This window comes from Candidatus Methylomirabilis limnetica (assembly GCF_003044035.1).
Taxonomy (GTDB): Bacteria; Methylomirabilota; Methylomirabilia; order Methylomirabilales; family Methylomirabilaceae; genus Methylomirabilis; species Methylomirabilis limnetica.
In genome coordinates, this window is record NZ_NVQC01000028.1 from 27,972 (window position 1) to 49,552 (window position 21,581).

A 21,581-nucleotide genomic window follows, 5' to 3' on the forward strand; every position below is an offset into this window, starting at 1 on the left:
GGACTCAAGCAGCAATGTCAAACATGGACGATTCGGGGCACATATTCATCCACGCCCCCGCGCGGGTGGCGACCCTTGATAACAAGGCTACGTAGAAGTCTAGTTATTGCACCGTGTCACCAAATCAAGTTGACCAGGCGATTTGACACCGGGCAGGGATGGTACTACACTGTGAGTACGTTAAGATATAATGAGAGGAGGGATCGCCATGGTGAAGCGCCTAACCAAGCATGGCAATAGCTTGGCTCTTGTGATCGATCGTGGGGTATTAGACCTTCTTGAGATCGATGCCGACACCCCCCTATCGATGACAACCGACGGGAAGTGCCTGATCGTCACCCCGGTGCGGGACCCGGAGAGACAGAAACAGTTTCGCGCTGCACTTGAGGAAGGACACCGGAAATACGGAAAGATGCTCAAACGACTGGCAGATTAGCGCATGGCGCCCGTCTTCCTCAGTCTTGATGAGGTCATAGAGATCCATTGGGACATGATCGAACGGTATGGCGGAAGCGCTGGCATCCGCGACATGGGCCTGTTGCAGTCGGCTGTTGCCATGCCCCAGGCCGGCTTTGGGAGTGAGTTTCTGCACGCTGATCTCTTCGAGATGGCCGCTGCCTACCTATTCCATATTGTACAAAACCACCCATTTATCGATGGCAACAAGCGCGTCGGATCGATGGCCGCTTTCACATTCCTCAAGCTTAACGGGCTGACACTTGCCGCCCCTGAAACCGACTTCGAGTTGGTCGTTCTGGAGGTTGCGCGGGGACGACTCAACAAAGCCGCGATCGTCGAGTTCCTCAAAACGCACTCCCACCGTTAGCATCGCGCCGGTGCGATGCCGGCCGGACTTCTAGCCCACACAATACCAGGGCAATCAGCCTCACTTGTTTATTCGTCTCCGTCGGCGAGGCGACGAACCCAATTTATTGACCACCCAGACCGGCAAGCCAATGACGATGACGATACCGTCCACGCCCCCGCGCGGGGGGCGACGTTTTCGTCTGTTCCGTGGGGAACCGAGGGATGAGGTTTCAATCCACTCCCCAGCGCGGTGGGCGACCGAGTCGTTTGCCGCGTCGAAAAGCTGACTGATCTTGTCCTTGAACTCGCGGGGCGTCGCGCCGCCGACACGGAATTGAAGGTAGCGGGCCTGCTTGCCCCCCTGGGCGGCGTTGGCTTCATCGTAGAGCTTGGCAGAGATGAGTTTGAAGACTTCCTCGAAGGCGTCAACGCCAGCGTTGGCAAGGACAAGGTTCTCCATGTCCAGGATGATCTTCTTCAGCGTGGCTTGCTCTTTGACCAGGACGTTATGCTCGGCAAGGTCGGTAAGGGTCCAGCGTTCGGCCGGGTAGCCGTAATCCTGCATGAGCATTCGTATGTAGAGCTGCCGGATGATCTCTTCCGGCTTGGCCGGGCGTTCCTGCCCGGTGGCGAAGCACTTGAGGTGGGGCTTGCCCCGTTTCAGGCAGATTTCGAGGGCGTCCGTCGCGCCCGACTTGAAGACCATCAGGGCGTGCGCGCTTCCCCGTAAGATGTCGTGAACCGTCTGGGCGTTCGCCCCCTTGCCGCTATTCCCAGCCATCGCTATTTTCCGCTTTCATCCAGTGAACGCTTGCCGTCACCTGCGGCACCGTGGACGTTCCCACCGACGACCACGGGCACCTTTCCCGCCGCCAGGTGCACGGCGAGGTTAACCCGATGACCTCGTGCAACAACCTCCTGGAGAAGCATAGCAGAGCTGGCCGGGTCATGGTAGTCCCGCCAGAGCTGCCTCAAGCCATGGCCGCCCTTGTCCCCCAGAGAGGGCTCGACCCTCATCGAAGGCGTTTGCGCCATCATGGTTGAGATAGGCGATGCCCGGGATGCCGCCCTTGCCGGATCGAATTTTCAGGTGGGGGGGATTGTGGGCGAGATCGAGATCTGGCAGTTCGAGGCTGACCACATCACCGAGTCGGAGCCCGGTCTGGAGGCACAGCTGGAGCATCGCGTGATTGCGCCAGCCGGCCAGTGTCGGGGGTGGGGGGTCTTGGCCGGCCGGTGGAGCTCCTGTTTCGAGGGGACGACGGGGGCAACGAGTGGAGGGAGCCGCAGTGACTGCAGGAGGTCTGGTGGAAGGCTGAGAGGAAGATATTGGGTGCGCGTGATCCACCGGGACCACTGGCGCAGAGCGGCAATCCGCCGGTTGACGGTGGTGGGTTCGAGGCGTTGATGGAGTTGAAGGTCCTGGGCATGCGCTCGAAGGGCTTGGGAGGTGATCTGTGCGGGACTTCTGACGCCTTGACCGGCGAGCCAGCGAGCCAACAGGGTGAGATCGCGCCGATAGGCCCGGATGGTCAGTGGCCGGCGGCCCTGGTCGCGAAGCTAGGTGGTGAAAGCCGAGAGCGTGGTGGACCAGTCTGGGTTCGGGAGTGGATCCACTGGGGGCCTCTTATTCTGTGGCCAGCGCGAAGCGGATCGCCGTTTCCACTGCCTCGATCTTCTCGGCGCTGCGCGTGGTGATATGCTCCCGGAGGCTGGTCTTGGTAATGGTGAGAATCGTATCCAGGTTCATGGCACACGGCTGGGGGAGGTCATCCTCAGGGCGAGTGGGACTTCGGCGGGGATCTGCCGGATACGGGTCGTGACGGAAGCGACCGTCATGGCGCTAGACTATCATATTGAGTGCGCCTCCCCCCAGTTGTGCAAGCGTAGCCCTGGGATTCGGGGGAAGTCCCTGTAATCAAGGGTCGCCACTTTAAAGTCGAGCTCCATAGCCGTGGCGGCGATTAAGAGGTCGTGGGCCCCGATGCGTTGGCCGCTCGCGGCAAGCTCTGCCCAGAGGCGGGCGTGGATCCTGGCCGTCTCGAGACCGAACTCGAGGATGGGAAATCGAGCGAGAATCGCCTCGACGAACCGTTCGCGTTGCAACCGGCGAGCGAGATCGGCGGCCCGGTAGACGCCATGGAGGAGCTCGCTGGCGGTGATGGCGCTCAGGACAACCGGTTCTTCCGCCATCGCGTCGGTGGTGGTCGTGAGCGCAAAGCGGCCTCGTTCCGCCGCGATTAAGACGCTTGAGTCGAGGACAAGGCCCATGGATCGGTCGGTAGAGTGAGGGTAAGGCGTGCCGCTTTCAGATCGTCGGCGAAATGCGCGGCGTCTTCAGGATCCAGGTGGGGGAGCTCAGCCAGGATGCCGGGCAGCTCGGCCAGGCGCACGCGGCCGGAGAGGGGCGTGGGGCCCAGCTCAGCTACCGGCTTGCCTCCCTTTGTGAGGATGACGCGCTCGCCATAGAAGCGCACCCTGTCAATGAGGCCAGAAAAGTGGCGGGTTGCTTCTGTGATCGTGATCGATTTCGGCATGATAATCCTCCTCTAATAATATGATTCTCTGTTTATAGTAGAGCGTGTACTGTATGTTGTCAAGGGGTCCAAGAACAGGGGGTTGCGGAACCCAAAAACAGAGATCGCCATAGCTGAGATACTGCTGGGTAATCGAGGAGCAGAACTACTCCGGACCGACTATGTCGATACCATCAACAACAGAAGGCGCAACGCAGCACGCTCACAGCCGGTGGAACGTGCTGCAGTGGAAGTCCGCACAGAGCATGGCTTCCTGCCGCAGTGTGGAAAAGCCGCTGGCTTTCCCACACCTCCCACAGGCCCAACTACCACCGAACAAGGGTGGGTCCTTTTTGCTTTATCACGGTGGGTCCCTTTTGCGTTGTCAAAACGAGGGGGCGACCAACGTAGCCACTTATCCGGCCGAACATACCAAGTTTCAATCCACGCCCCCGCGCGGGGGGCGACTGACCTTCTTTAAGTCCGCGCAGCGCCTGCGAAATCCAGGACGTTTACGCGAACTCCCACGCTGCGGCCTGTCATGTCCGCACGCGGGACAGCGGTTTCCCAAAATCCGTAGAATTCATAAGGAGATACGCCCCCGCGAACCACCCAGGGTTTTCCTGTCAGCTTTGGGTTCGCGCTACTAGAAAACAAGAGGGCCCTCCTGATCGAGAGTTGGCTTGGCGCCCACGTGCTCCACACGGTGTTTCCAGTTTGCGCCGAGGAAATAGAACCGCAGACTGTCCTTCTCCTGGTCCATCATCCCGATAAGCTTGCCCCGCAAGCTCGCCCATTGGGCTGGATCTACGATAAATCGGGACAGACACTATTATCGTGACGATTCGTGGTGTTTACGATCATGATCGTGCCTGCCACGGATTAGCCGAACCGTTGCATCCGGCCATCCGTATCATGTGAGGCAACGAGGGAATGATCGCCAGGCGATCTTTCGGAACGACAGCGATTCGAAGGCGCACGATTACAGAGCGACCGCTGCGCAGACGCGGGTTCATCTGGGAAGTGCGCAGGAAACTGGACGAGTAATACACGTGTTGCGGAGAGGAAGGCCAAGAAAGGATTTCAATAAATAGTGTCTGTCCCTATTATCACTATTATCAGACGCATGGATAATCGCTCAGTAGCCATTTGCCACTCCTTCCTGGAGCGGAAATGGCGCGCTGGACCATCCAACGTCGCTGCTGCTCTCGGCACCCGCTCATGGGAGTAAGGGTCGCCGATTTCCCGGGGGTTGTCTACGTGTTCACGATGACCGATCCTGGCGTTCACGATACCGATCCTGGCGTTCACGATCGAGTGATCTTTGCGTTCACGATGGACCGAAATTCGCAATAAACCAAACGGATCTCGTTTTGAGGGATGCGCAATGGCCCCCATTGACCTGATGCGACAAGGTACGGAGATCCGGCGTCTTGCGGCCACACATGGGGTCGTCCGCGTACGGGTGTTCGGATCGCGCGCGCGGGGTGAAGCCTGCGCTGCTAGTGACCTCGACCTCCTCGTGGACCTGGCCCCCGACCGTGACCTTCTGGATCTTATCGCCTTCAAGCTGGACGTAGAAGACCTCCTAGGGCGCCGCGTGGACGTTCTCACTGAGGCGGCCCTGAGCCCGTACCTCCGGGAGGGGGTCCTGGCAGAGGCGAGGCCCCTGTGAAGGACCCAGCCGTCTACCTGCGTCACATCCGAGATGCCATCGCCCGGATCGGGAAGTACAAGATAAAATCATCCGGAAACCTGGCCCGGTTCCGCTTCACTACGCGGTCAGCCGGCGGGTGATCTCATCGAGGAACTCGCGCGCGGCTGCGATCCCGCTGCGGGCCTGCTCCTCAGAAATCACCATCAGGGTATAGTCGCCTTCTGCCCGATCCTCAAATGCATCTCGCAGCCTAAGAAAATGATGAGGCGAGATCTCGCCGCTATGGATGAACTGCTGATTGAATGCCGCAATCACACCGGAGTGCTTGGATCGCCGAATATCCCTGGTCAGGAGAAGCGCCTGGGCTCCGTAGAACATGGCGTAATAGGCTCGGTCAGGATTCCAAAACCTCATCGGGAAAAAGCAATCCGATCAACTCGCGGACTACCGGCAATGCCTGTTTCACATCTTCCGTCAGCACTCCCTCTCCACCCACACTGGGATACCGCTCGGCGAAGTAGAAGCCGGAGATTCTTTCGCACGCCGGACGGAACGGCGCGAGTCTTGACTCAAAGGCTGCGGCGTCATCGAGGAGGCTATGCAGGGTGTGAATTTTCTTTAGCCTCCAGCCGTGGCCCAGCAAGTACGCTTTGAGATATTTCTCCAGCGCCTGCTGAAGGAAGAATCCGGCTCCATCGCCATCACCATCGGCCAGCATCACACGGATACGATGCCAATCCTGCCGCGCGACCTTTCGCTAGCCCTCAATGTAGAGCGATTCTTCGTGTGGGCTCATAGCGCGACTCCGGAATGAACAATCTCCCGGACGAATTGATCCCCTCGGCCCAGGCGATCAGCCAGTTCTTCCGGCGTCAGGACCAGCGGCGACAGGGGCATGCCACGACTCAGGTCCCTGACCACAGCAAGCACCGAAGCCATCCGTTCATAAAATCGCTCTTTCGTAACTGCGATCACCAACAGATCAATGTCGCTGTGCTCTGTCACCTCGTTCCGCGCAGCCGATCCGTACAGGATAACCTGTTGGGCGTCATACTGCTCCCGAAGGCGATTTGCGATGGCCTTGAGGCGAACGCTGTCAATGAGTTGCGACACATCTGCCATAGCGTCTCCTCACATTTGGTCTTTCACGTTCAGGCTGAACTGCTGATTGAACGCCGCAATCACTCCGGAGTGTGTGGATCGCCGGATATCCCTGGTTAGGGGAGGCGCCCAGGCTCCGTAGAACATATTCCGACAGCACCAAGAGTTGCCGGATGGTGTCGAAGACGGTCTTGAATTGGACGTCATATTTCTTCTCGAGTTCATGCAGACGCCGAGCCAGTGCTGTGTTGGAGGCAACCATCCGACGCAGCCGCACGAATGTCCGCATGATCTCGATGTTCACCTGCACGGCGTGAGCGCTTCGTAGTACGCTCGATCGCACCGCCACGCCTTCCTTAGAAATCCCCCCCACCCGTTCCCTCCCCCTCCGAGGGGGGAGGGGGTGAAGATGCCTTTTCGTGCGCCGTGGTGCGGCCCGTGCCGCATGGGGTGTGCTAGGTGAAGGTGTAGGGCAGGTACCGGCGACCGCCCCAGGAACTTGAGGCGCCAGAATGGAACCTCAAACTCTCGAACTCGTCGGGCGATAGCTGGAGCATAAAGTCGGGCGGAAATATGAAACCCTGCTTCACCAGCCACCGGATGCCCAAGGCCTTGCCTTGCCATGAGATAAGCTATCAGCGGCTCGGGAGTGCGGCCGGACAAAGCGACGTCGTAACGGACATCCTTTTCGGCGCATTATGCCGCATGCGACTCGGACACGCGGTCGCCGTGTGCGCCGGCCGCCATTGGCTCGGTGCCCTTCGATCCCGCCAACTCCCGCGCAAGTTCGGCCATCTCCTCCTGGGCGTTGAGGATCTCGTTAAAGGTGAGCTTGGACCAGCGCTCGATCTGCTCGCGTCGACTTCCCTCCCAGGTCGTGAGGCTCCAGTCGGTCCGATCTCGATCTGTCTCCTCAACCATTTTCCTCCTCCTTTCGGAATCTGAGATTGTCGACGTCCGCGAGATCCTGGGGCCGTCCCGCTTCCTGCTTCATGCGCTTTAACGTCTCCAGCGCCACCACCCGAATGCCTCCCACGTCCGATAGGTCGCGAACCGTAGCGTCCCTGTAGGCCTCCTCGAACGGACTCGGGTATGGTATAGTATCGTCAACTACGCTGACCTCGTCTTGAGGGGCACTCCAGCAATTCGACGGGCAGGGCCCGCTGGATGAGCCGAAAATCGCTATCTTTGGTAAAGATTACCTTGTCGTTGGCCCTGGCGACAACGGCAATCATGAGGTCCGGGATGCTGATCCCGTTAACCCCTGCCCGCTTCAGCCTAAACTGGACCTCCATGATCTCCTCCCAGAGCGACGCGGGCTCGGTTGCGAGCGGAAGGGCATCAAAATACTCCTTGAGCTCACGGAACTGCTTTGGCGTCCGGGCTCCGGGGATGATTTCGGCTTTGATCAGGTCGCTGGTGCAAACGCGTTCTTCCTCTAACAACTGGTCGAGCGCCTTCGCATAGGGGGAGTCCTTCGCTCTGAAAAATTCCAGCCAGACTGAGGTGTCTACCAGGACATCGCTCACAAGGGCCCAACCTTTGACTTTCGGCTAACGTCAGTGGTGACGGTTCGGTCTTTCCTCAATCGTTTCAAGTCAACGTCGAGGTCCAGCTTCCCTCGCAGGGATCGAAGCCGCTCAATCTTCTTGGACTGAATCAACTTCTGGAGCGAGAGAATCACGGTACCGGTCATCGTCTTGGTACCGCACATCTTTTTGGCTTCCTCTAGCAAATCCTTGGGCAGGTCCATCGTGGTTCTCATCGCATTGCCTCCTGTATGCATTAATATTATGCATTACAATGACGCATATTATGCATCACGTCAATTGTGAAACTTCTACGGCTCTCCGCCCTATCCGCGCTGTTGGTGATCAGGTTGCCGGCTACGACGAATGGGATGAACACATTTACGTTGACGATGGCAAAGAGCAGGATAGTGCTGGCTATGGGGGTGGGGGAGTAGAAGTTGGTAGATCAGAATCTGGACGGGCGTGGGAGGTCGTACGCGGGAGTCCGTTTACAACGGGGCAACCTCGAGGGCTCGTTCCGGCTGAAGCAGCGGCCTCGCCCATCGCTCAATCACGCCACTGCGAGCGGGGGCCATATGCTCCAGGTCCAGGTGACGCTGGATCTCCCGTACGAGCCTGGTGTGAAGGTGGTGACCGGCACCGTGTGCGATGACGGTCCCAAGGATAGGCCGACCGAGGAGATAGAGGTCCCCCAATAGGTCGAGGACCTTATGGCGGACTAGCTCGTCCCGGAAGCGGAGGGCGCCGTTGACCACGCCTCCCTCGCCGATTACGATTGCGTTTTCAAACGACCCGCCCAAGCCCAGGTTGCGACGGCGAAGCTCTTCGATGTCTTTAAGGAACCCGTAGGTCCGGCAAGACGCGATCTCATTAGCAAACGTCTCCCTGGTGATGTCGAAGGCGACCGACTGTTCTCCCAGAAGCGGGTGGTCGAAGGGCATCGTATAGATGACCTGAAGACGCTCCGAAGGGACGATCTGAATACTCGAGCGACCGGACTCGACGACTAAACGCTCTTTAATCTTGAGATACGTCTTGGCGACCATCTGTCGTCTGAGGCCTGCTTTCCTGATCAGCTCGACAAACGGTGCGGCGCTGCCATCCATGGTTGGAACCTCTTCGCCGTCGAGTTCTACCAGGACATTATCCAGCCCCGTCCCCGCAAACGCCGCCATCAGATGCTCAATGGTCCTCACCTTTACACCATTCTTGCCGATGGTGGTCGCATGATGGACATCGACGATGTGCGCGGGTTTGGCCTCAATGGTGGCGGCGTGGGGAAGATCGATGCGCGTGAATACGACGCCGGAGTTCGCGGGAGCAGGACGGAGAGACATCTTGGCTGATCGACCGGTATGAATCCCTATTCCTTCGCAGGTAGCTATAGTCTGCAGCGTTCGCTGATGACTCACTATGATCTCCCGATCAGATCTATTTTGTCTGAGGCAATCCTCATGCTAACTCACACAAATCAGCCGCCATCTTACTAGAAGTCCAGTGAAATGGCAAGCCTATACCAGTTACTTCGAAAATCCCTTCAACCCCCCTTTGGTAAAGGGGGGCACGGGAGGATTTCATGTGGCTATGTTGCAACAGGAATGTCACTCTGACCTCGCCCACCGTTGAAAGAATCGCTGCATGGCATCACCGCATGGCAGACCCATGAGAGGGCTCAGCAGCTTCGCCATGCTCGCCTCGACCGCAGGTGGAACCGCTCGAGCCCTATGCCCACCACGACTGGAGGGTGTTACAGGGGCACACCGACGGATTTGGCCAATTCTCAATACGATCTCTCCTACCGCCGGCTCGCCGACCTCCTTGTTCAGGATCGTCTTCAGCGTGTGACGCAGCATGTGGAGCTCATGCAGCCAGATGGGATCCTCGACGCAGAGGTACAGGCGTCCACCTCTGAAGTCCTCCACGCTCGCCCTCTCTTTGATGTGACTTGCTACGGCCCGATCCCAGGCTCGAAGGAGCGCGAGGTGATGGATCACCCGACCGAGACCCAGTCCTTGCAGGCTGCCCTCGATGATATCTGCGCACTTGGCAGGGGCGGTCTGCGCTCTCCTCTGTACCGGCCGGTTGGTCTTCACTTGGTAAACTCCACTGTCGGCGCCGCTCTCGCCGACTCAGCCACCAGGAAGTAGCGTGCCTGCTGCTGTCCGCTCACGGTCGTCCCCCTCGCGGGGGACTCCAGACAAGGCCTCATCGATGGCGCGGTTGGCGAGCGCATCCGCCTGACCGTTCAACTCGCGACCGATATGCTCAATTGAGAACCGACAGCCGAGAGCCGAGAGCTGATTGATGAGGTCGCGCGCCTGCGCGTGCAACGCAATGAGGCGTATGTTTTTGACTCGATATCTGCCCTGAATTTGTCTGACCAACAACTGGGAGTCGGATCGAATCTTGACAACGGTGGGCTGAAATTTCCTGGCCTCCCTTAAGGCAAGGAGCAGTGCTTCATATTCGGCCACGTTGTTGGTTGCCTCGCCGATGTATCGGCAAAAGCCCTGCTGCAACGGCCCGCTTCCAGCCTCCAGCAGGGCACCGATTCCGGCTGGGCCAGGATTTCCGCGAGCTGCTCCATCGATGTGAATCAGCAGTCGAAGTCCCTCCTCCATCTCATTCCTTCCAATAGAGGATCCGGCCACATCCTTCACAGGTGCGAATCTCCTCGTTCCGGCGAACCTCGTTGTAAAGCTGATGCGTGAGGGTCACATGGCAACCTTCGCAGGAACGACCCGCTGCTTGAGCTACCGCCAAGCCGCCCCGACTCTTAAGGAGGCGAAGGTACAACTGCAAGGAGGATAGCTCCACGCTCCCTGACCAGCGTTCCCTGGCCCTCCGTAATGTCAATAGGTGGCTCTGCAGCTCGAGCAGCTCGCCTTCCCGCTGCTGTTTATTCTTCAGGAACTCCGCCTGTGTCACCCTGACCTTCGCTTCCTCATGATCCCGAGTCTTCTCAGCGCTGTCGATATCGTCGAGGCGTATAAGGACCTCTTCCTCTAGCGCCGAAATCTTTTGCTTCAGTCCCTCAACCTCCTTTAGGGTTGCAGTGTATTCCTGGTTGGTCTTGACCTCATAGAGGCGGCCTTGTCGCTTTTTGAGCTCTCCGCCAGCCTCATCCAAATCGCGCTCTTTCTGGCGGCGAAGTTTTTGGAGCCTCTCTACCTCTACGGTGGCCGCGTCGAGGGCCGCCTTGGCCTGAGCCAACTGCTGCTCCATCATCCGGATCTGGACGGGGATGGCCGCTGCCGCCGTATCGAACTCGGCGATTTCAGCGTCAAGCCCCTGTAATTTGATAAGCCCCTCCAAGTCCTGAAGCACGCTTTCCTCCACTATGATCAGTTGTCAGCCGTTAGCGACCAGCACAGCGTGAGTCTTAAGCTGACCGCTGAAAGCTGATAGCTGCTTTTACATGGTGGGCCCACCTGGACTCGAACCAGGGACGATCCGGTTATGAGCCGGAGGCTCTAACCAACTGAGCTATGGGCCCGCAGGCGAACCAGTTCAGAGTTCATAGTTGATAGTTTAGAGTTGAGCATGCTCAGGAAAGGTCCCCTGCCAGGCCTATCTCTGGACCATGAGCTATGAACCGTGAACTCTGAACTCATTCGGTCTAGCTTTCCACAAAGCTTCTGAGCTTCCTGCTCCGCGTAGGATGGCGGAGTTTCCGTAGCGCTTTGGCCTCAATCTGCCTGATCCGCTCTCGGGTGACGTTGAATTGCTGCCCGACTTCCTCCAGGGTATGATCGCGTCCATCCCCGAGTCCGAAGCGGAGCTTTAAGATCTTTTGCTCTCGTTCCGTCAGTGTCTCGAGTACCTGCTCGGTCTGACCGCTCAAGTTCATGCCGATGACGGCCTCGATCGGGGAGATCACGCCTTTGTCCTCGATGAAGTCACCGAGATGAGATCCTTCCTCCTCTCCGATGGGCGTCTCCAGCGAGATCGGTTCCTGCGCGATCTTCAGGACTTTCCTGACCTTATCAACAGGTAGATCGATCTTCTGGGCAATCTCCTCCGGGGTTGGCTCTCTGCCATACTCCTGAACCAGGTACCGGGAGGCGCGGGTCAGCTTGTTGATGGTTTCGATCATATGAACAGGGATCCGGATGGTGCGGGCCTGATCGGCAATGGCTCGCGTGATAGCCTGGCGGACCCACCATGTGGCGTAGGTGCTGAACTTATATCCTCGCTGGTATTCAAACTTATCTACTGCCCGCATCAGGCCGATGTTCCCCTCCTGGATCAGGTCAAGGAACTGGAGGCCCCGATTGGTGTATTTCTTCGCGATGCTGATGACCAGACGGAGGTTGGCCTCCACCATCTCCTTCTTCGCCAGGTGTGCCTTTCGCTCGCCGCTAGTGATGGTATGAAGCAAGGACCGCAACTCTTTGGCGGAGGCATCGGCCTCCTCCTCGACCTTCCGGATCTTTTGCTGAATAGCCGCGACGGTGCGTTCACATTCATCCAGTTCCTTTCGGGCGAGTCCCGTCCGACGTAGAATCCCTCGCATAGCAGACGTCTTGCCCCGATCGTTGCTGGAGATGACCCTGATATCCTCCATGGACAGGTGGTGGGCTCGTCCCGCATCACGAAGCTCCTGCTCACCCTGGTCGAGCCGTTCCAGGAGATTACGGGTCCTGGCCACTATCCGATCGATCACCCGCTGGTTCACGTGCAGCCCTCGAATCAGCGTGGCCTGCGCCGCCTTGCGACCTGCTATCTCATCCAGGATCTTCTGTTGCCACCGCTCGGTGAGACGATCAGCACCGCGTTGGTAACGGCGCCGAAGGCCATCGATCTTGATCTGCTCCTCTCGGAGAGCTTCCAGGGACGGGGTGTTTTCGGCCAGCACCTCCTGCTCCTTCTGTTCGGAGATCTCGTCAAAATCATTGAGCAGGAACAGCTCAAAAACACGGGCCTTACCGCGCAAAAGTCGCTCTCCGATTTCCGTAATCTCCCGAACGGCGACCCCCGCTCGGCAGACAGCCTCGGCGATCTCTTTGTGACCCGCCTCGATCCGTTTCGCAATCTGAATCTCTCCCTCTCGGGTCAGCAGAGGGGTTTTCCCCATTTCCCGCAGATACATCCGTACCGGGTCATCGGTCCTGCCGATGCTCGACGGAACAAACTCGGGTCCCGCCTCGGCGCTCTCTTCTTCCTGCTGGGGCGCTGGCGCTCCCACCGCTTTAGGCCGCTCCACCTCATCCACAACCTCGATATCCATGTCATCAAAGAGAGTGAGGATCTTCTCGATCTGGTCGCCAGAGGTGACCTCTTCCGGCAGCAGGTTATTCACCTCGTCGTAGGTCAGGTAACCCTTTTTACGCCCAAGCGACACCAGCGGCCGGATCCCCTCTTTGAGAGCTGCCGGCACTATCGCAATCGGCTCCTTCGCGTTTTTGGGATCGGCGTTCCGACGAGAGTTCTTTGCTGGCGAGGTACCTGGAACCGCCACCGTCTTATCCTGTTTGCTCACGATAGCCTGCTTGCGAACCGTAGAAAGATGACGCGTGGCCTTGTTAGGCGTTCTCTTTCGAGGGGCGAGCGGGATTGATTGCCGCGATGGGAGGTGTGGACGCGTGGACTTGCTGGGCGTTTTCCGTTGAGTGGCTTTCGACGGTTGTTCTGGCTTGTGCGTGATTGCCATACTGTCTCCCTTTTATCTCTAGCTATCAGCTACGGAACTATGAGCGTAACTACTCAGGCGTTTAGGCTGAAGGCTCTGAATGATCTCGCAAAGCACGAATCAAACCATTCAAGACCTTCTCGATTTCTACTACCTTTGGTTCTCTCAGAGAGGACTCCTCATTGGCTAAGAAGCCTACACGCTTCGACGCATTGCGACGTCATCGCTCTACCCCTAAAAGCCTTCAGTCTATCTACCTGAGCAGTGTGATCACGCATGATTTACCCCTAAAAGCCTTCAGCCTTCAGTCTATCTACCTTGTCGTTACCTATGAGCCGTGAGCTTCTCTAGGCTCCACGATACTGCCTGGGCACAAGAGGAGGTCGGTCGTGGCTGAGCGCAAGAAACTGGGCCTGCAGGCGCGCAACCGTCGCATGATCGCCCGCCCGTTCGGCCGTGTCCATCTGTTTCCGGAGCTCCTCACCCGTCCGGCGTTCACGCCTGACTTTGATGCGCGCAAGATAATCGGAGAGGGCCCACTCGATCGCCTCCTCCCCGTCGTACTCCTCGAGATCTGTCGCCAACAACTGCGTGAGTACCCGCTGCACCTCCGGTTCTACCGTAGCGAGGGATATCGTACCCTGCCCACCTCCAGGCCCCATCACCGCATACTGAAAGATCCTGCGAAGGATCTGATCCTGCAGCTCCTCCGGCCGCACGCTCTCCCGCATACGCTGGGCCGCGCCGGGATGGTGGAGAGCCAGGTGAATGAGCTTCCAGTCTATGGACGGCAAGCCTCTGGGTTGCAGTGATGGCGGTATGGTTTCTCGCTTACGGCCTTTCACCTGGAGATTGAGCTCGCGGATGATGGCATCATTGGAGAGGGACACGCGGCGTGCGAGCTTTTCCGTGTAACGTTGCCGCGTGATCTCATTACCGACGGTACTCAAGAGGGGCAGGACGGCATTCACCGCCTCAGCCTGACCCTCGGGGCTGGTCAGATTAAACCCGGAGACCTTCTGATCGAGCAGGAACTCCATCAGGTCCTTCGATTGTGTGAGCGCATCGGCGAAGGCCGAGGGGCCGCGCTCCCGCAGAAAACGATCAGGATCTTCTCCATCCGGGAGCAGAATCACCCGCCAGTCGAGCCCACTGTTCAGCAAGCTCTCGACGCAACGCCTCGCCGCGGCGATCCCGGCTGCGTCCGGATCGAACACCAGCAATGCCCGTGTCGTATATCGGCGGAGCAGGGCAATCTGTTGGGCCGTCAGCGCAGTGCCCAGGACTGCCACAGTGTGCTGCACACCATGAGCGTGTAGCGCAATCAGGTCGAAATACCCTTCCACGACAAGAGCCGACCCACGATCGCGGATGGCGGAAGCCGCCAGGTGCAGGCCATACAGGTGCGCCCCCTTCTTGTAGATAGGCGTTTCGGGAGAGTTCAGATATTTCGGTAGGGAATCGTCAAGGACGCGACCACCAAAGGCAATAACCTGACCTACCGAATCGCAGATCGGGATCATCAGCCGGTTTCGGAATCGATCATACGCCCCACTCCCATCTTTGCGTGGCAACGCCAGCCCCGCCTCCTCCACCTGCTTCTTGGAGAATCCCCTGCGCAGCAGGTGGCGAAGGAGTTCCTCCCAGGATGCCGCTGCGTACCCGAGCCCGAACTCCTCAACGACCGCATCCGGGATGCCCCGGCTTCTCAGATACTGACGGGCGGTCGCCCCGACCGTCTGATGTTGGAGTTGGTGGCGAAAGAATTCTGCCGCCACCTTGTGAACTTCCAGCAGCCCCAGGCGCGCGCGCTCGTTCTGCCCTGTCCCGCTCCCGGCATTGACGTGGGAATGCGCTGGGAGGCTAATTCCAGCTCGGTCGGCCAGCGCTCGGATCGCCTCAGGAAAGTTGAGGTGCTCCTGCCTCATCATGAAACCGGCCGCATCCCCGCCCTCCCCACAGCCAAAGCAGTGAAAGATCTGGCGTTCGGGGTTGACCGTGAAGGAAGGGGTCTTTTCGTTATGGAAGGGGCACAGGGCCTTATAGTAACGTCCGGCAGGCTTCAGTGGGAGGTATCTCCCAATGAGCTGCACAATGTCGGTGCCGGCCAGCACCTTAGAGACCAACTCCTCCGGGATCACTGTCCGTTCATCCTCTTCATGCCGCTCCGCCAATGCACATGGATAACGTACGGGAGCACAGCTCCACAATAGTAGCGCCGATCCCCCCCTCCTGATAGTCAGCTACTCGAAAGTTTTCGACCAGGGGGTGGTCCTGGAGAAGCTCTGCAACTGTCTTTCTGAGGATACCTGAGCCCTTTCCGTGGATAATCCGAACGGTGGGAACTCCAGCCAAATAGGCATCCCCTATATACTGGTCGAGGCGTCGAGCCGCTTCAGTCGCATCGCAGCCAATCAGCTTCAACTCGGCCTTCACATCATCCGTTGCCCTGAACAGCCGGATCGACCCGCTCGTCTCGCCTGGACCCGATCCCCCCTGGGACACGACCTCGTCTACGGACACTCTTACCCTCCCCAGGGAAAGCTGGATCTCTACCATCCCAGCAGAACTTGGCGCACCCTTCACGATCCCACGCTGTCCGAGCCCTTTGATCAACACCGCTTGCCCGTCGCGAATCGAATCGCCGCCAATACTGCTTGTCATGTGATCCGGATCGATTGCGTCGCTCAGCTCGGTCTTAGCCTGCCGCTCCAGGTCGCTGAGCCGGCGGCGAACCGCCTGCACCGACTGCTCGCGCGACTGCGCTGACCGAAACTCCAGGAGAAGGCGATCGATCTCAGCCCGGGCATCGGCGACAGCCTCCTCGGCCTGTTGGAAAGCCTGACGGTAGATCTGCTCGGCCTCGACCCTCGCTGAAGTGCGGCGCGCCTCGGCCTCGCCCCGCGCCTTGGCTGTCTCGGTCGCGTCACGGGCCAGCGCCTCGCGTTCCTCAGTGAGGCGCTGCTGCTCGCCTTCCAGACGATCCAGCAGCAGCCGTAACGGATCGCGTCCTTCGCCAAGCAACCCCTCGGCCCGCTGAATCACACTCGAAGGCAACCCAACCCGAGAGGCAATCGCCAGTCCATGGCTGCGGCCAGAAAGTCCAATTACTAATCTATACAGCGGTCTCAGCGTGTCAAGGTCGAACTCAACACAGCCGTTTTCGATTCGAGGATGTGAATAGGCATAGGCCTTGATGGCGTCCAGGTGCGTGGTCGCCACAACCAGCGCGCCCCGATCGAGAAGCGCCTCAAGGATGGCGATCCCCAGGCAGGCCCCCTCGACCGGATCAGTCCCGGCGCCCAGCTCGTCTAACAATACCAGGGTCCCGGGGCGCACTACCTCCAGGATTCGCCGAATCTGACCGATGTGGGAGGAGAAGGTGCTCAGGCTTTGCTCGATACTCTGCTCATCTCCAATATCCGCCAGGACTCCGCTGAAAAAAGGGACCTCGGAGTCCGGCGAGACCGGCAGATGCAAGCCGGCCTGCGCCATCAGCGAGAGCAGGCCCGCGGTCTTCAACGCGACCGTTTTGCCGCCGGTATTAGGTCCGGTGATGAGTAGCACGTCAAAGCTATCGCCCAGGCGCAGGTCGATCGGGATGGTCTGGATCGTCCCAGCCGCTTCTGTCTGTTCCAGCAAGAGTGGGTGCCGGGCCTCCCGCAGCACCAGGGGACCTGTGTCCTTCAAGGAGACAGGGGCACAGTGAAGCCGGTCAGCAAATCGCGCCGCGGCACATCGGGCGTCCAGCTCAGCCGTGAGAAGTATCGTCGAGAGAACCGCCTCCGCCTGAGATCGGAGAGAAGTAGTGAGCGCGACCAGCACCCTTCGAATCTCCTCCTCTTCGGATCGCTGCAACAACCGCAGATGGTTATTGAGTTCTACAACCTCCTGGGGTTCCAGGAAGATGGTGGCGCCGCTGACGGATCGATCCTGGACGACACCCTTCATGACGATCCGGTAGTTGGGCTTGACAGGGATCACGAACCGCTCGTTTCGAAGCGTCACGAGCGATTCGGCGATAGAGGGCTGAAGATGAGGATCCGTCAGTAAGGACTGTAGACGGGAATAGATCAGATTGCGGAGCTCATGGAGTCGAAGTCGAAGTTGGGTGAGCTTCCGACTGGCGGTATCCTTGACCTCTCCGGCTGCATCGATAGCCGCGTGAATCTCCTTTACCATGCCAGTATGATCATCGAGTCTGGAGGCGAGGGCATGAAGCTGCGGGCACAGGCCCCTCCCGCGGGCGATCGCGTGACGGATCGTCTCCGCCGCTTCCAGCGATGTGGCGACCCTGACGAAATCCATTGCCGCCAGGATGGCCCCTTCCGGTCGAGACCGTCGAATCGACTCCCTGATGTCAAACAGTTGGTCAAATGGAAGCGCGGTTTCCCTGGACAGCAGTGCCCGGAACTCATCAACCTCGTTCCGGACTTTCTTCGCTTCCTCCAGCGTGGGGAGGGGGCGGGTAGCCTGTGCCAACTCCCTTCCCACAGACGATCCGGCCAGGGCGGCCAATCTCGCCTGGATGGCAGGCCACTCCAGGACATCGAGGGTGTGCTGATCGATCTGATTCATCTGACGCGAGCCGCCATAGATGGCTTCAGCCGCAACGCGCGCACATCCCGAGCGCGTGGATGCAGTATAAATACTACAGGGGACTCGAAATCGAGTCCCCTGAGCGCGGACCACCCTAGCACGACGGTACACTCACGATGAGGTAATTGCGCAGTTATCACCGCCGCGACAATGCATCTTTTACCATCTGGCTCACTTCCTTCCCATCAGCCCGACCCGAGATCTCCGGCATCAGGATGGCCATAACCTTCCCCATATCCTTGAGGGAGCTCGCCTGCGACGCAGCAAGCGCCCCCTCTATCTTTTTTCGAAGCTCTTCAGGTGAGAGTGGTGGAGGTAGATAGGCCTCAAGGAGCTTGAGTTCGGCCTCTTCCTTCGCGGCCAGATCATCTCGTCCCCCCTTCGCATACTGTTCGATGGCCTCTTTTCGGAGCTTGCAAGAGGCAATCACTGCCTGGATGATTTCAGAGTCGTCTAGCTCTCCCCGCTTTTCTATTTCCTTATTCTTGATGAGCGCGCAGAGAAGCCGAAGCACTGACGTCCTCAGCCGATCCCCACCCTTGAGGGCCGCCTTGAGGTCTTCGGCCAATCGTGCCTTTGAAACGCCCACGTTCTACTCTACAGTGCCGCTGGCGCGTTTCAAGGTCTTCTTCCTGGCGGCTATCGTTTTTTTCTTGCGGCGGACACTGGGCTTTTCGTAATGCTCGCGCTTGCGGAGCTCTGACAGGACTCCAGTCCTCTCGCACAGTTTCTTGAAACGGCGGAGAGCAACCTCGATCGGCTCGTTCTCCTTGACCGTCACACTCGCCATCCCCTTCACACCCCCCTAGTAATAGCGATGAGTTAGGCTACAGCTTGATACCATGCTCGACCGAATCCGAAAGCAGCCACGTCGAGTTTCTACGGATGCTATCCTCGCACTTTTCGCACCTAAATGTCAATATGTTTGCCGGCGTCGGGTTTCTCTAAACTCGGGGATCCTAATGCGCTCAGGTTCGATTCCCCGCCGCCTGATCGGCTTAGCGGGTGGCCTCGACAACGGTAACCTTCGTCATGATGTCCCCTTTCTTGATCTTCATTACGACATCCATTCCCTCCACGACCTGGCCGAACACTGTGTACCCGCTGTACAGCGCGGGTTGTGGCGCCAGAGTGATATAGAACTGACTCCCGGCGCTGTTTTGGGCGCAGCGACTTTCGCTATGGCTACCGTTCCGGTCAGATTTTGCGCGTATTAACCTTCACTATTCTCGAACGATAGTCACTTTGGTTATTTTCACATCTTCGCGCGGTCGATCATTGCCGTCGCGGGAAACGTTGCTAATGGCGATGGCCACATCAAGACCTTCTACGATTTCACCGAATACTGAGTGCTTGCCGTCAAGAAACGGAGTGGGAGCAACGGTGAGAAAAAATTGACTTCCGTTGGTGCCGGGGCCCGCATTAGCCATAGAAAGCATTCCAGGTTTAGAATGATTGAGCTCTTTATGAAACTCGTCGTCAAAACGATAGCCGGGGCCACCGCGGCCTGTGCCCGTGGGGTCGCCACCTTGAATCATGAATTTGGGAATAACACGGTGAAAAATAAGCCCATCAAAGTAATGAGATTTCCCCTTTTTTCCAGTGTTAGGATCGTTCCATTCTCTCTTTCCCTCAGCGAGCTCGGTAAAATTGGCCACCGTCTTTGGGGCTTCTTTTTCGAATAATTTGATTTTGATTTTGCCTTTTGTGGTTTCCATTATTGCGTACAACACTTTGTCTCCTTGTTTTTGTTCTGTTTTGGCGTAGCCAATTGTTGGAATTGCTAAACTCAATAGAATAGATGCGATGAAGACGCGAAGCATATTTTGCTCTCCTTTACCATTCTAAGTAGGGTGACCAACGTGCTTTGCAATAATTTGCTCGATTAACGGTGAGCCGTCTCTCATTGGTGCCGTCGGCATTCATAATGAAAACATCAAAGTGGGTTTAGTCTTACCCGGCAAAGGTTCCTGGCGCGTCCTTCTCATAGAACTCTACGACGATCTTACCGTCCGCCATCTCGATGATGGTCTGGGGCTCTTCGCAGGCTCCGCCTCAGCCACACTATGAAGACCCGCGAATAACAGCCCAACACCCAGCATCCCGATTACGCTTCGCATTTTATTCCTCCTGTAAGGTTAGAAGTTGCACCGATTTTCAATACCACCACCCCCATCCTTCGAGTGTTGGGTTACGGCGAGCGCCTGACCTCGAACTCGAACAGCAGCAATTGCTCGGTCGAGCCGATATAGAAGGAGCCCACCTCAAGGATGACCATTTTTGCTTCCGGATCAAGTGGCGGAAAGAGGAGCAAGCCCTCTCGATCGACCTTCGGCGGCACAACCAACAAGTTGGTCAATACCGTCTCATCCAGCGTTCGCAAGACCTTTGCCGACTCGGCCTTTTCGGAAAAGAGGCTGTACAGCTCATCGTATAAGAGCACTGCCGAGCGGCGGTTCTGCTGGTCCACCAACAGCGCCTGACCCGGATCGAAGTTGACACGATTCTGGCCCACGTTCTGGATTCGGAGGATGAAGGCGAGGGGACCCTTAGTCCCCTTTGGACGCTGCTTAAACGGATTGATGAGGGCTGGTCGCCGGGCGTAGTAGTCGTCAAGGCCTTTGTCCGTCAGAGACTCAACGGTGACGGTCGCCCCGGCCAGGGTGGCAATGACCAGGTCACCCTGAGCCCGCAGAGTGGGCAGACGTTGCGGGACGGGGCGAAGCATCGCCTCGCCGCTGGGACCTGACGCGCAAGCGGTACAGGATATCACCAGCAGGAGAGAAAAAAAACGGGCCAAAGGCCCGCTGGGAAATAAAGATTTCACGCGCTACCGTCTACTCGAACTGTTTCAGGCCACAAGCGCTTGCAAACGGGCAATGCGCTCCTCGACGGGTGGGTGGGTGGAGAACAGCTTGAACAGCGCATTCCCCCGGATTGGGTTCACAATGAACATATGCGAGGTAGCAGGGTTGGCATCCATGGGCAGACGGGTGGCTCCAACCTCAAGCTTTTGCAAGGCCGAGGCCAATGCATACGGCTTGTGGGTCAGCCGGGCGCCCGTCTCGTCGGCCTGAAACTCTCGGGACCGCGAGATCGCCAACTGGATCAAGGTCGCTGCGATAGGGGCCAGGATGGCCAGAAACACAAATCCCAGCGCGCCGCCCCCGCGGTCCTCATTATCGCGGCCGCCGCCACCAAAGTACGGCATCCACATCGCCATCCGGGCCAGCATCACAATCACGCCGGCAAGCGTCGCCGCGATCGTGCTGATCAGCGTATCGCGATTGCGCACGTGGGCCAGCTCATGCGACAGCACCCCCTCCAACTCTTCTTCATTGAGAATCCGCAGGATCCCCTGGGTGGCGGCGACAGCCGCATGCTCAGGGTCCCGCCCGGTCGCAAAGGCGTTTGGAGCCTCGGTGGGAAGGATGTAGAGGCGAGGCATCGGCATATTAGCCCTCAGCGCCAGCCCCTGGACGATCCTGTGCAACTCCGGCGCTTCAGCCTCGCTGACAGGCTGGGCCCTGTACATCGCCAGGACAATTCGATCCGAGAACCAATAGGCCCCAAAGTTCATCAGAAAGGCCATGACGAAGGCGAAACCCATCCCTTGGCTCCCGCCAAAGTAGCCTCCAATCAAGACCAGTAGACCGGTCATCAGCCCGAGCAGGGCTCCAGTTTTCAACGTATTACTCATGCATTCATCCTCCTTAATTCAACGCGGAGACACACTC

General features: G+C 58.3%; 29 protein-coding genes, 1 tRNA gene and 2 pseudogenes. 4 read left to right on the forward strand and 28 right to left on the reverse strand.

The features are described 5' to 3' along the window. The first annotated feature begins 208 nt into the window (after window positions 1–208). Window positions 209–436 carry an AbrB/MazE/SpoVT family DNA-binding domain-containing protein gene (locus CLG94_RS10870; protein WP_107563459.1) on the forward strand — a complete coding sequence of 76 codons (228 nt, stop codon included), beginning with the start codon at window positions 209–211 and terminating at the stop codon, window positions 434–436. 3 nt (window positions 437–439) lie between these two features. After that, window positions 440–826, forward strand: a complete 387-nt coding sequence (locus CLG94_RS10875; RefSeq protein WP_107563461.1) for a type II toxin-antitoxin system death-on-curing family toxin — start codon at window positions 440–442, stop codon at window positions 824–826. 60 nt (window positions 827–886) lie between these two features. On the opposite strand, the gene CLG94_RS10880 is transcribed toward CLG94_RS10875, so the two are convergent. The 7 genes and pseudogenes from CLG94_RS10880 to CLG94_RS13665 all read right to left on the reverse strand — a co-directional run. Then, entirely contained in the window at window positions 887–1,588 is a 702-nt protein-coding gene (locus CLG94_RS10880) for a hypothetical protein (protein WP_107563463.1), read from the reverse strand. A 2-nt stretch (window positions 1,589–1,590) separates the two neighbouring features. Then, on the reverse strand, window positions 1,591–1,824 hold the full coding sequence (locus CLG94_RS13450; protein ID WP_133174707.1) for a hypothetical protein: 234 nt from the start codon (window positions 1,822–1,824) through the stop codon (window positions 1,591–1,593). Between the two features lie 69 nt (window positions 1,825–1,893). Beyond that, window positions 1,894–2,307, reverse strand: a complete 414-nt coding sequence (locus CLG94_RS14040; protein WP_432264765.1) for a hypothetical protein — start codon at window positions 2,305–2,307, stop codon at window positions 1,894–1,896. A 127-nt stretch (window positions 2,308–2,434) separates the two neighbouring features. Next, a complete protein-coding gene (locus tag CLG94_RS13815) occupies window positions 2,435–2,557 on the reverse strand; it encodes a hypothetical protein (RefSeq protein ID WP_275666231.1) in 123 nt (40 codons plus the stop codon). Window positions 2,558–2,658: 101 nt separating this feature from the next. After that, a complete protein-coding gene (locus CLG94_RS10895; RefSeq protein ID WP_107563469.1) occupies window positions 2,659–3,078 on the reverse strand; it encodes a type II toxin-antitoxin system VapC family toxin in 420 nt (139 codons plus the stop codon). Then, complete coding sequence (locus CLG94_RS10900; RefSeq protein WP_107563470.1) at window positions 3,048–3,344, reverse strand: type II toxin-antitoxin system Phd/YefM family antitoxin; 297 nt, start codon at window positions 3,342–3,344, stop codon at window positions 3,048–3,050. The genes CLG94_RS10895 and CLG94_RS10900 overlap by 31 nt, the downstream gene beginning before the upstream one ends. A 625-nt stretch (window positions 3,345–3,969) precedes the next feature. Then, window positions 3,970–4,137 (reverse strand): annotated as a pseudogene (locus CLG94_RS13665) (CRISPR-associated endonuclease Cas2); the annotation flags it as partial. Between the two features lie 359 nt (window positions 4,138–4,496). Here CLG94_RS13665 and CLG94_RS13140 point away from each other — a divergent pair. Then, on the forward strand, window positions 4,497–4,679 hold the full coding sequence (locus tag CLG94_RS13140; RefSeq protein WP_107563472.1) for a hypothetical protein: 183 nt from the start codon (window positions 4,497–4,499) through the stop codon (window positions 4,677–4,679). Window positions 4,680–4,710: 31 nt separating this feature from the next. Continuing rightward, a complete protein-coding gene (locus tag CLG94_RS10915) occupies window positions 4,711–4,998 on the forward strand; it encodes a nucleotidyltransferase family protein (RefSeq protein ID WP_107563474.1) in 288 nt (95 codons plus the stop codon). 99 nt (window positions 4,999–5,097) lie between these two features. Here CLG94_RS10915 and CLG94_RS10920 read toward each other — a convergent pair whose 3' ends face one another. The 21 genes and pseudogenes from CLG94_RS10920 to htpX all read right to left on the reverse strand — a co-directional run bounded on the left by CLG94_RS10920 (window position 5,098) and on the right by htpX (window position 21,544). Continuing rightward, window positions 5,098–5,394 carry a HEPN domain-containing protein gene (locus tag CLG94_RS10920; RefSeq protein WP_107563476.1) on the reverse strand — a complete coding sequence of 99 codons (297 nt, stop codon included), beginning with the start codon at window positions 5,392–5,394 and terminating at the stop codon, window positions 5,098–5,100. Beyond that, window positions 5,375–5,716, reverse strand: a pseudogene (locus tag CLG94_RS10925) (HEPN domain-containing protein); the annotation flags it as partial. The pseudogene CLG94_RS10925 and the gene CLG94_RS10920, both read right to left, overlap by 20 nt. 56 nt (window positions 5,717–5,772) lie before the next feature. Then, the gene (locus tag CLG94_RS10930) at window positions 5,773–6,102 is read right to left on the reverse strand and encodes a nucleotidyltransferase domain-containing protein (RefSeq protein WP_107563480.1); all 330 of its coding nucleotides are present in this window, start codon (window positions 6,100–6,102) and stop codon (window positions 5,773–5,775) included. Window positions 6,103–6,536: 434 nt separating this feature from the next. After that, entirely contained in the window at window positions 6,537–6,671 is a 135-nt protein-coding gene (locus tag CLG94_RS14045) for an ORF6N domain-containing protein (RefSeq protein WP_432264766.1), read from the reverse strand. Between the two features lie 106 nt (window positions 6,672–6,777). Next, the gene (locus CLG94_RS10940; protein ID WP_107563481.1) at window positions 6,778–7,002 is read right to left on the reverse strand and encodes a hypothetical protein; all 225 of its coding nucleotides are present in this window, start codon (window positions 7,000–7,002) and stop codon (window positions 6,778–6,780) included. A 185-nt stretch (window positions 7,003–7,187) separates the two neighbouring features. Then, the gene (gene vapC / locus CLG94_RS10945) at window positions 7,188–7,610 is read right to left on the reverse strand and encodes a type II toxin-antitoxin system VapC family toxin (RefSeq protein ID WP_107563483.1); all 423 of its coding nucleotides are present in this window, start codon (window positions 7,608–7,610) and stop codon (window positions 7,188–7,190) included. Further along, window positions 7,607–7,846 carry a type II toxin-antitoxin system VapB family antitoxin gene (locus tag CLG94_RS10950; protein ID WP_107563485.1) on the reverse strand — a complete coding sequence of 80 codons (240 nt, stop codon included), beginning with the start codon at window positions 7,844–7,846 and terminating at the stop codon, window positions 7,607–7,609. Before CLG94_RS10950 ends, vapC begins: the two co-directional genes overlap by 4 nt. 255 nt (window positions 7,847–8,101) lie before the next feature. Continuing rightward, entirely contained in the window at window positions 8,102–9,025 is a 924-nt protein-coding gene (gene lpxC / locus CLG94_RS10955; RefSeq protein ID WP_161954148.1) for a UDP-3-O-acyl-N-acetylglucosamine deacetylase, read from the reverse strand. A gap of 189 nt (window positions 9,026–9,214) precedes the next feature. Further along, on the reverse strand, window positions 9,215–9,706 hold the full coding sequence (locus CLG94_RS10960; protein ID WP_107563488.1) for a DciA family protein: 492 nt from the start codon (window positions 9,704–9,706) through the stop codon (window positions 9,215–9,217). Window positions 9,707–9,742: 36 nt separating this feature from the next. Next, window positions 9,743–10,273, reverse strand: coding sequence for a ribonuclease HI family protein (locus CLG94_RS10965; protein ID WP_153062404.1), 531 nt, complete (start codon window positions 10,271–10,273; stop codon window positions 9,743–9,745). Then, entirely contained in the window at window positions 10,236–10,940 is a 705-nt protein-coding gene (locus tag CLG94_RS10970; protein ID WP_107563492.1) for a zinc ribbon domain-containing protein, read from the reverse strand. Before CLG94_RS10970 ends, CLG94_RS10965 begins: the two co-directional genes overlap by 38 nt. A gap of 92 nt (window positions 10,941–11,032) precedes the next feature. Beyond that, window positions 11,033–11,109, reverse strand: a tRNA-Ile gene (locus CLG94_RS10975). Window positions 11,110–11,232: 123 nt separating this feature from the next. After that, entirely contained in the window at window positions 11,233–13,266 is a 2,034-nt protein-coding gene (rpoD, locus tag CLG94_RS10980) for an RNA polymerase sigma factor RpoD (protein ID WP_193450656.1), read from the reverse strand. Window positions 13,267–13,592: 326 nt separating this feature from the next. Next, complete coding sequence (gene dnaG / locus CLG94_RS10985) at window positions 13,593–15,386, reverse strand: DNA primase (protein WP_161954149.1); 1,794 nt, start codon at window positions 15,384–15,386, stop codon at window positions 13,593–13,595. 16 nt (window positions 15,387–15,402) lie between these two features. After that, window positions 15,403–17,823: an endonuclease MutS2 gene (locus CLG94_RS10990; protein WP_107563495.1), complete on the reverse strand. Its 2,421-nt coding sequence runs from the start codon at window positions 17,821–17,823 to the stop codon at window positions 15,403–15,405. A 157-nt stretch (window positions 17,824–17,980) separates the two neighbouring features. Further along, on the reverse strand, window positions 17,981–18,433 hold the full coding sequence (locus tag CLG94_RS10995) for a GatB/YqeY domain-containing protein (protein ID WP_107563497.1): 453 nt from the start codon (window positions 18,431–18,433) through the stop codon (window positions 17,981–17,983). Between the two features lie 3 nt (window positions 18,434–18,436). Further along, entirely contained in the window at window positions 18,437–18,634 is a 198-nt protein-coding gene (gene rpsU, locus CLG94_RS11000) for a 30S ribosomal protein S21 (RefSeq protein ID WP_107563499.1), read from the reverse strand. A 208-nt stretch (window positions 18,635–18,842) separates the two neighbouring features. After that, complete coding sequence (locus tag CLG94_RS11005) at window positions 18,843–19,058, reverse strand: peptidylprolyl isomerase (RefSeq protein WP_107563500.1); 216 nt, start codon at window positions 19,056–19,058, stop codon at window positions 18,843–18,845. 9 nt (window positions 19,059–19,067) lie between these two features. After that, complete coding sequence (locus CLG94_RS11010; RefSeq protein WP_107563586.1) at window positions 19,068–19,562, reverse strand: peptidylprolyl isomerase; 495 nt, start codon at window positions 19,560–19,562, stop codon at window positions 19,068–19,070. A 473-nt stretch (window positions 19,563–20,035) separates the two neighbouring features. Then, complete coding sequence (locus tag CLG94_RS11015) at window positions 20,036–20,671, reverse strand: hypothetical protein (RefSeq protein ID WP_133174708.1); 636 nt, start codon at window positions 20,669–20,671, stop codon at window positions 20,036–20,038. A gap of 24 nt (window positions 20,672–20,695) precedes the next feature. Next, complete coding sequence (htpX, locus tag CLG94_RS11020) at window positions 20,696–21,544, reverse strand: zinc metalloprotease HtpX (protein WP_107563504.1); 849 nt, start codon at window positions 21,542–21,544, stop codon at window positions 20,696–20,698. Window positions 21,545–21,581 lie beyond the last annotated feature (37 nt).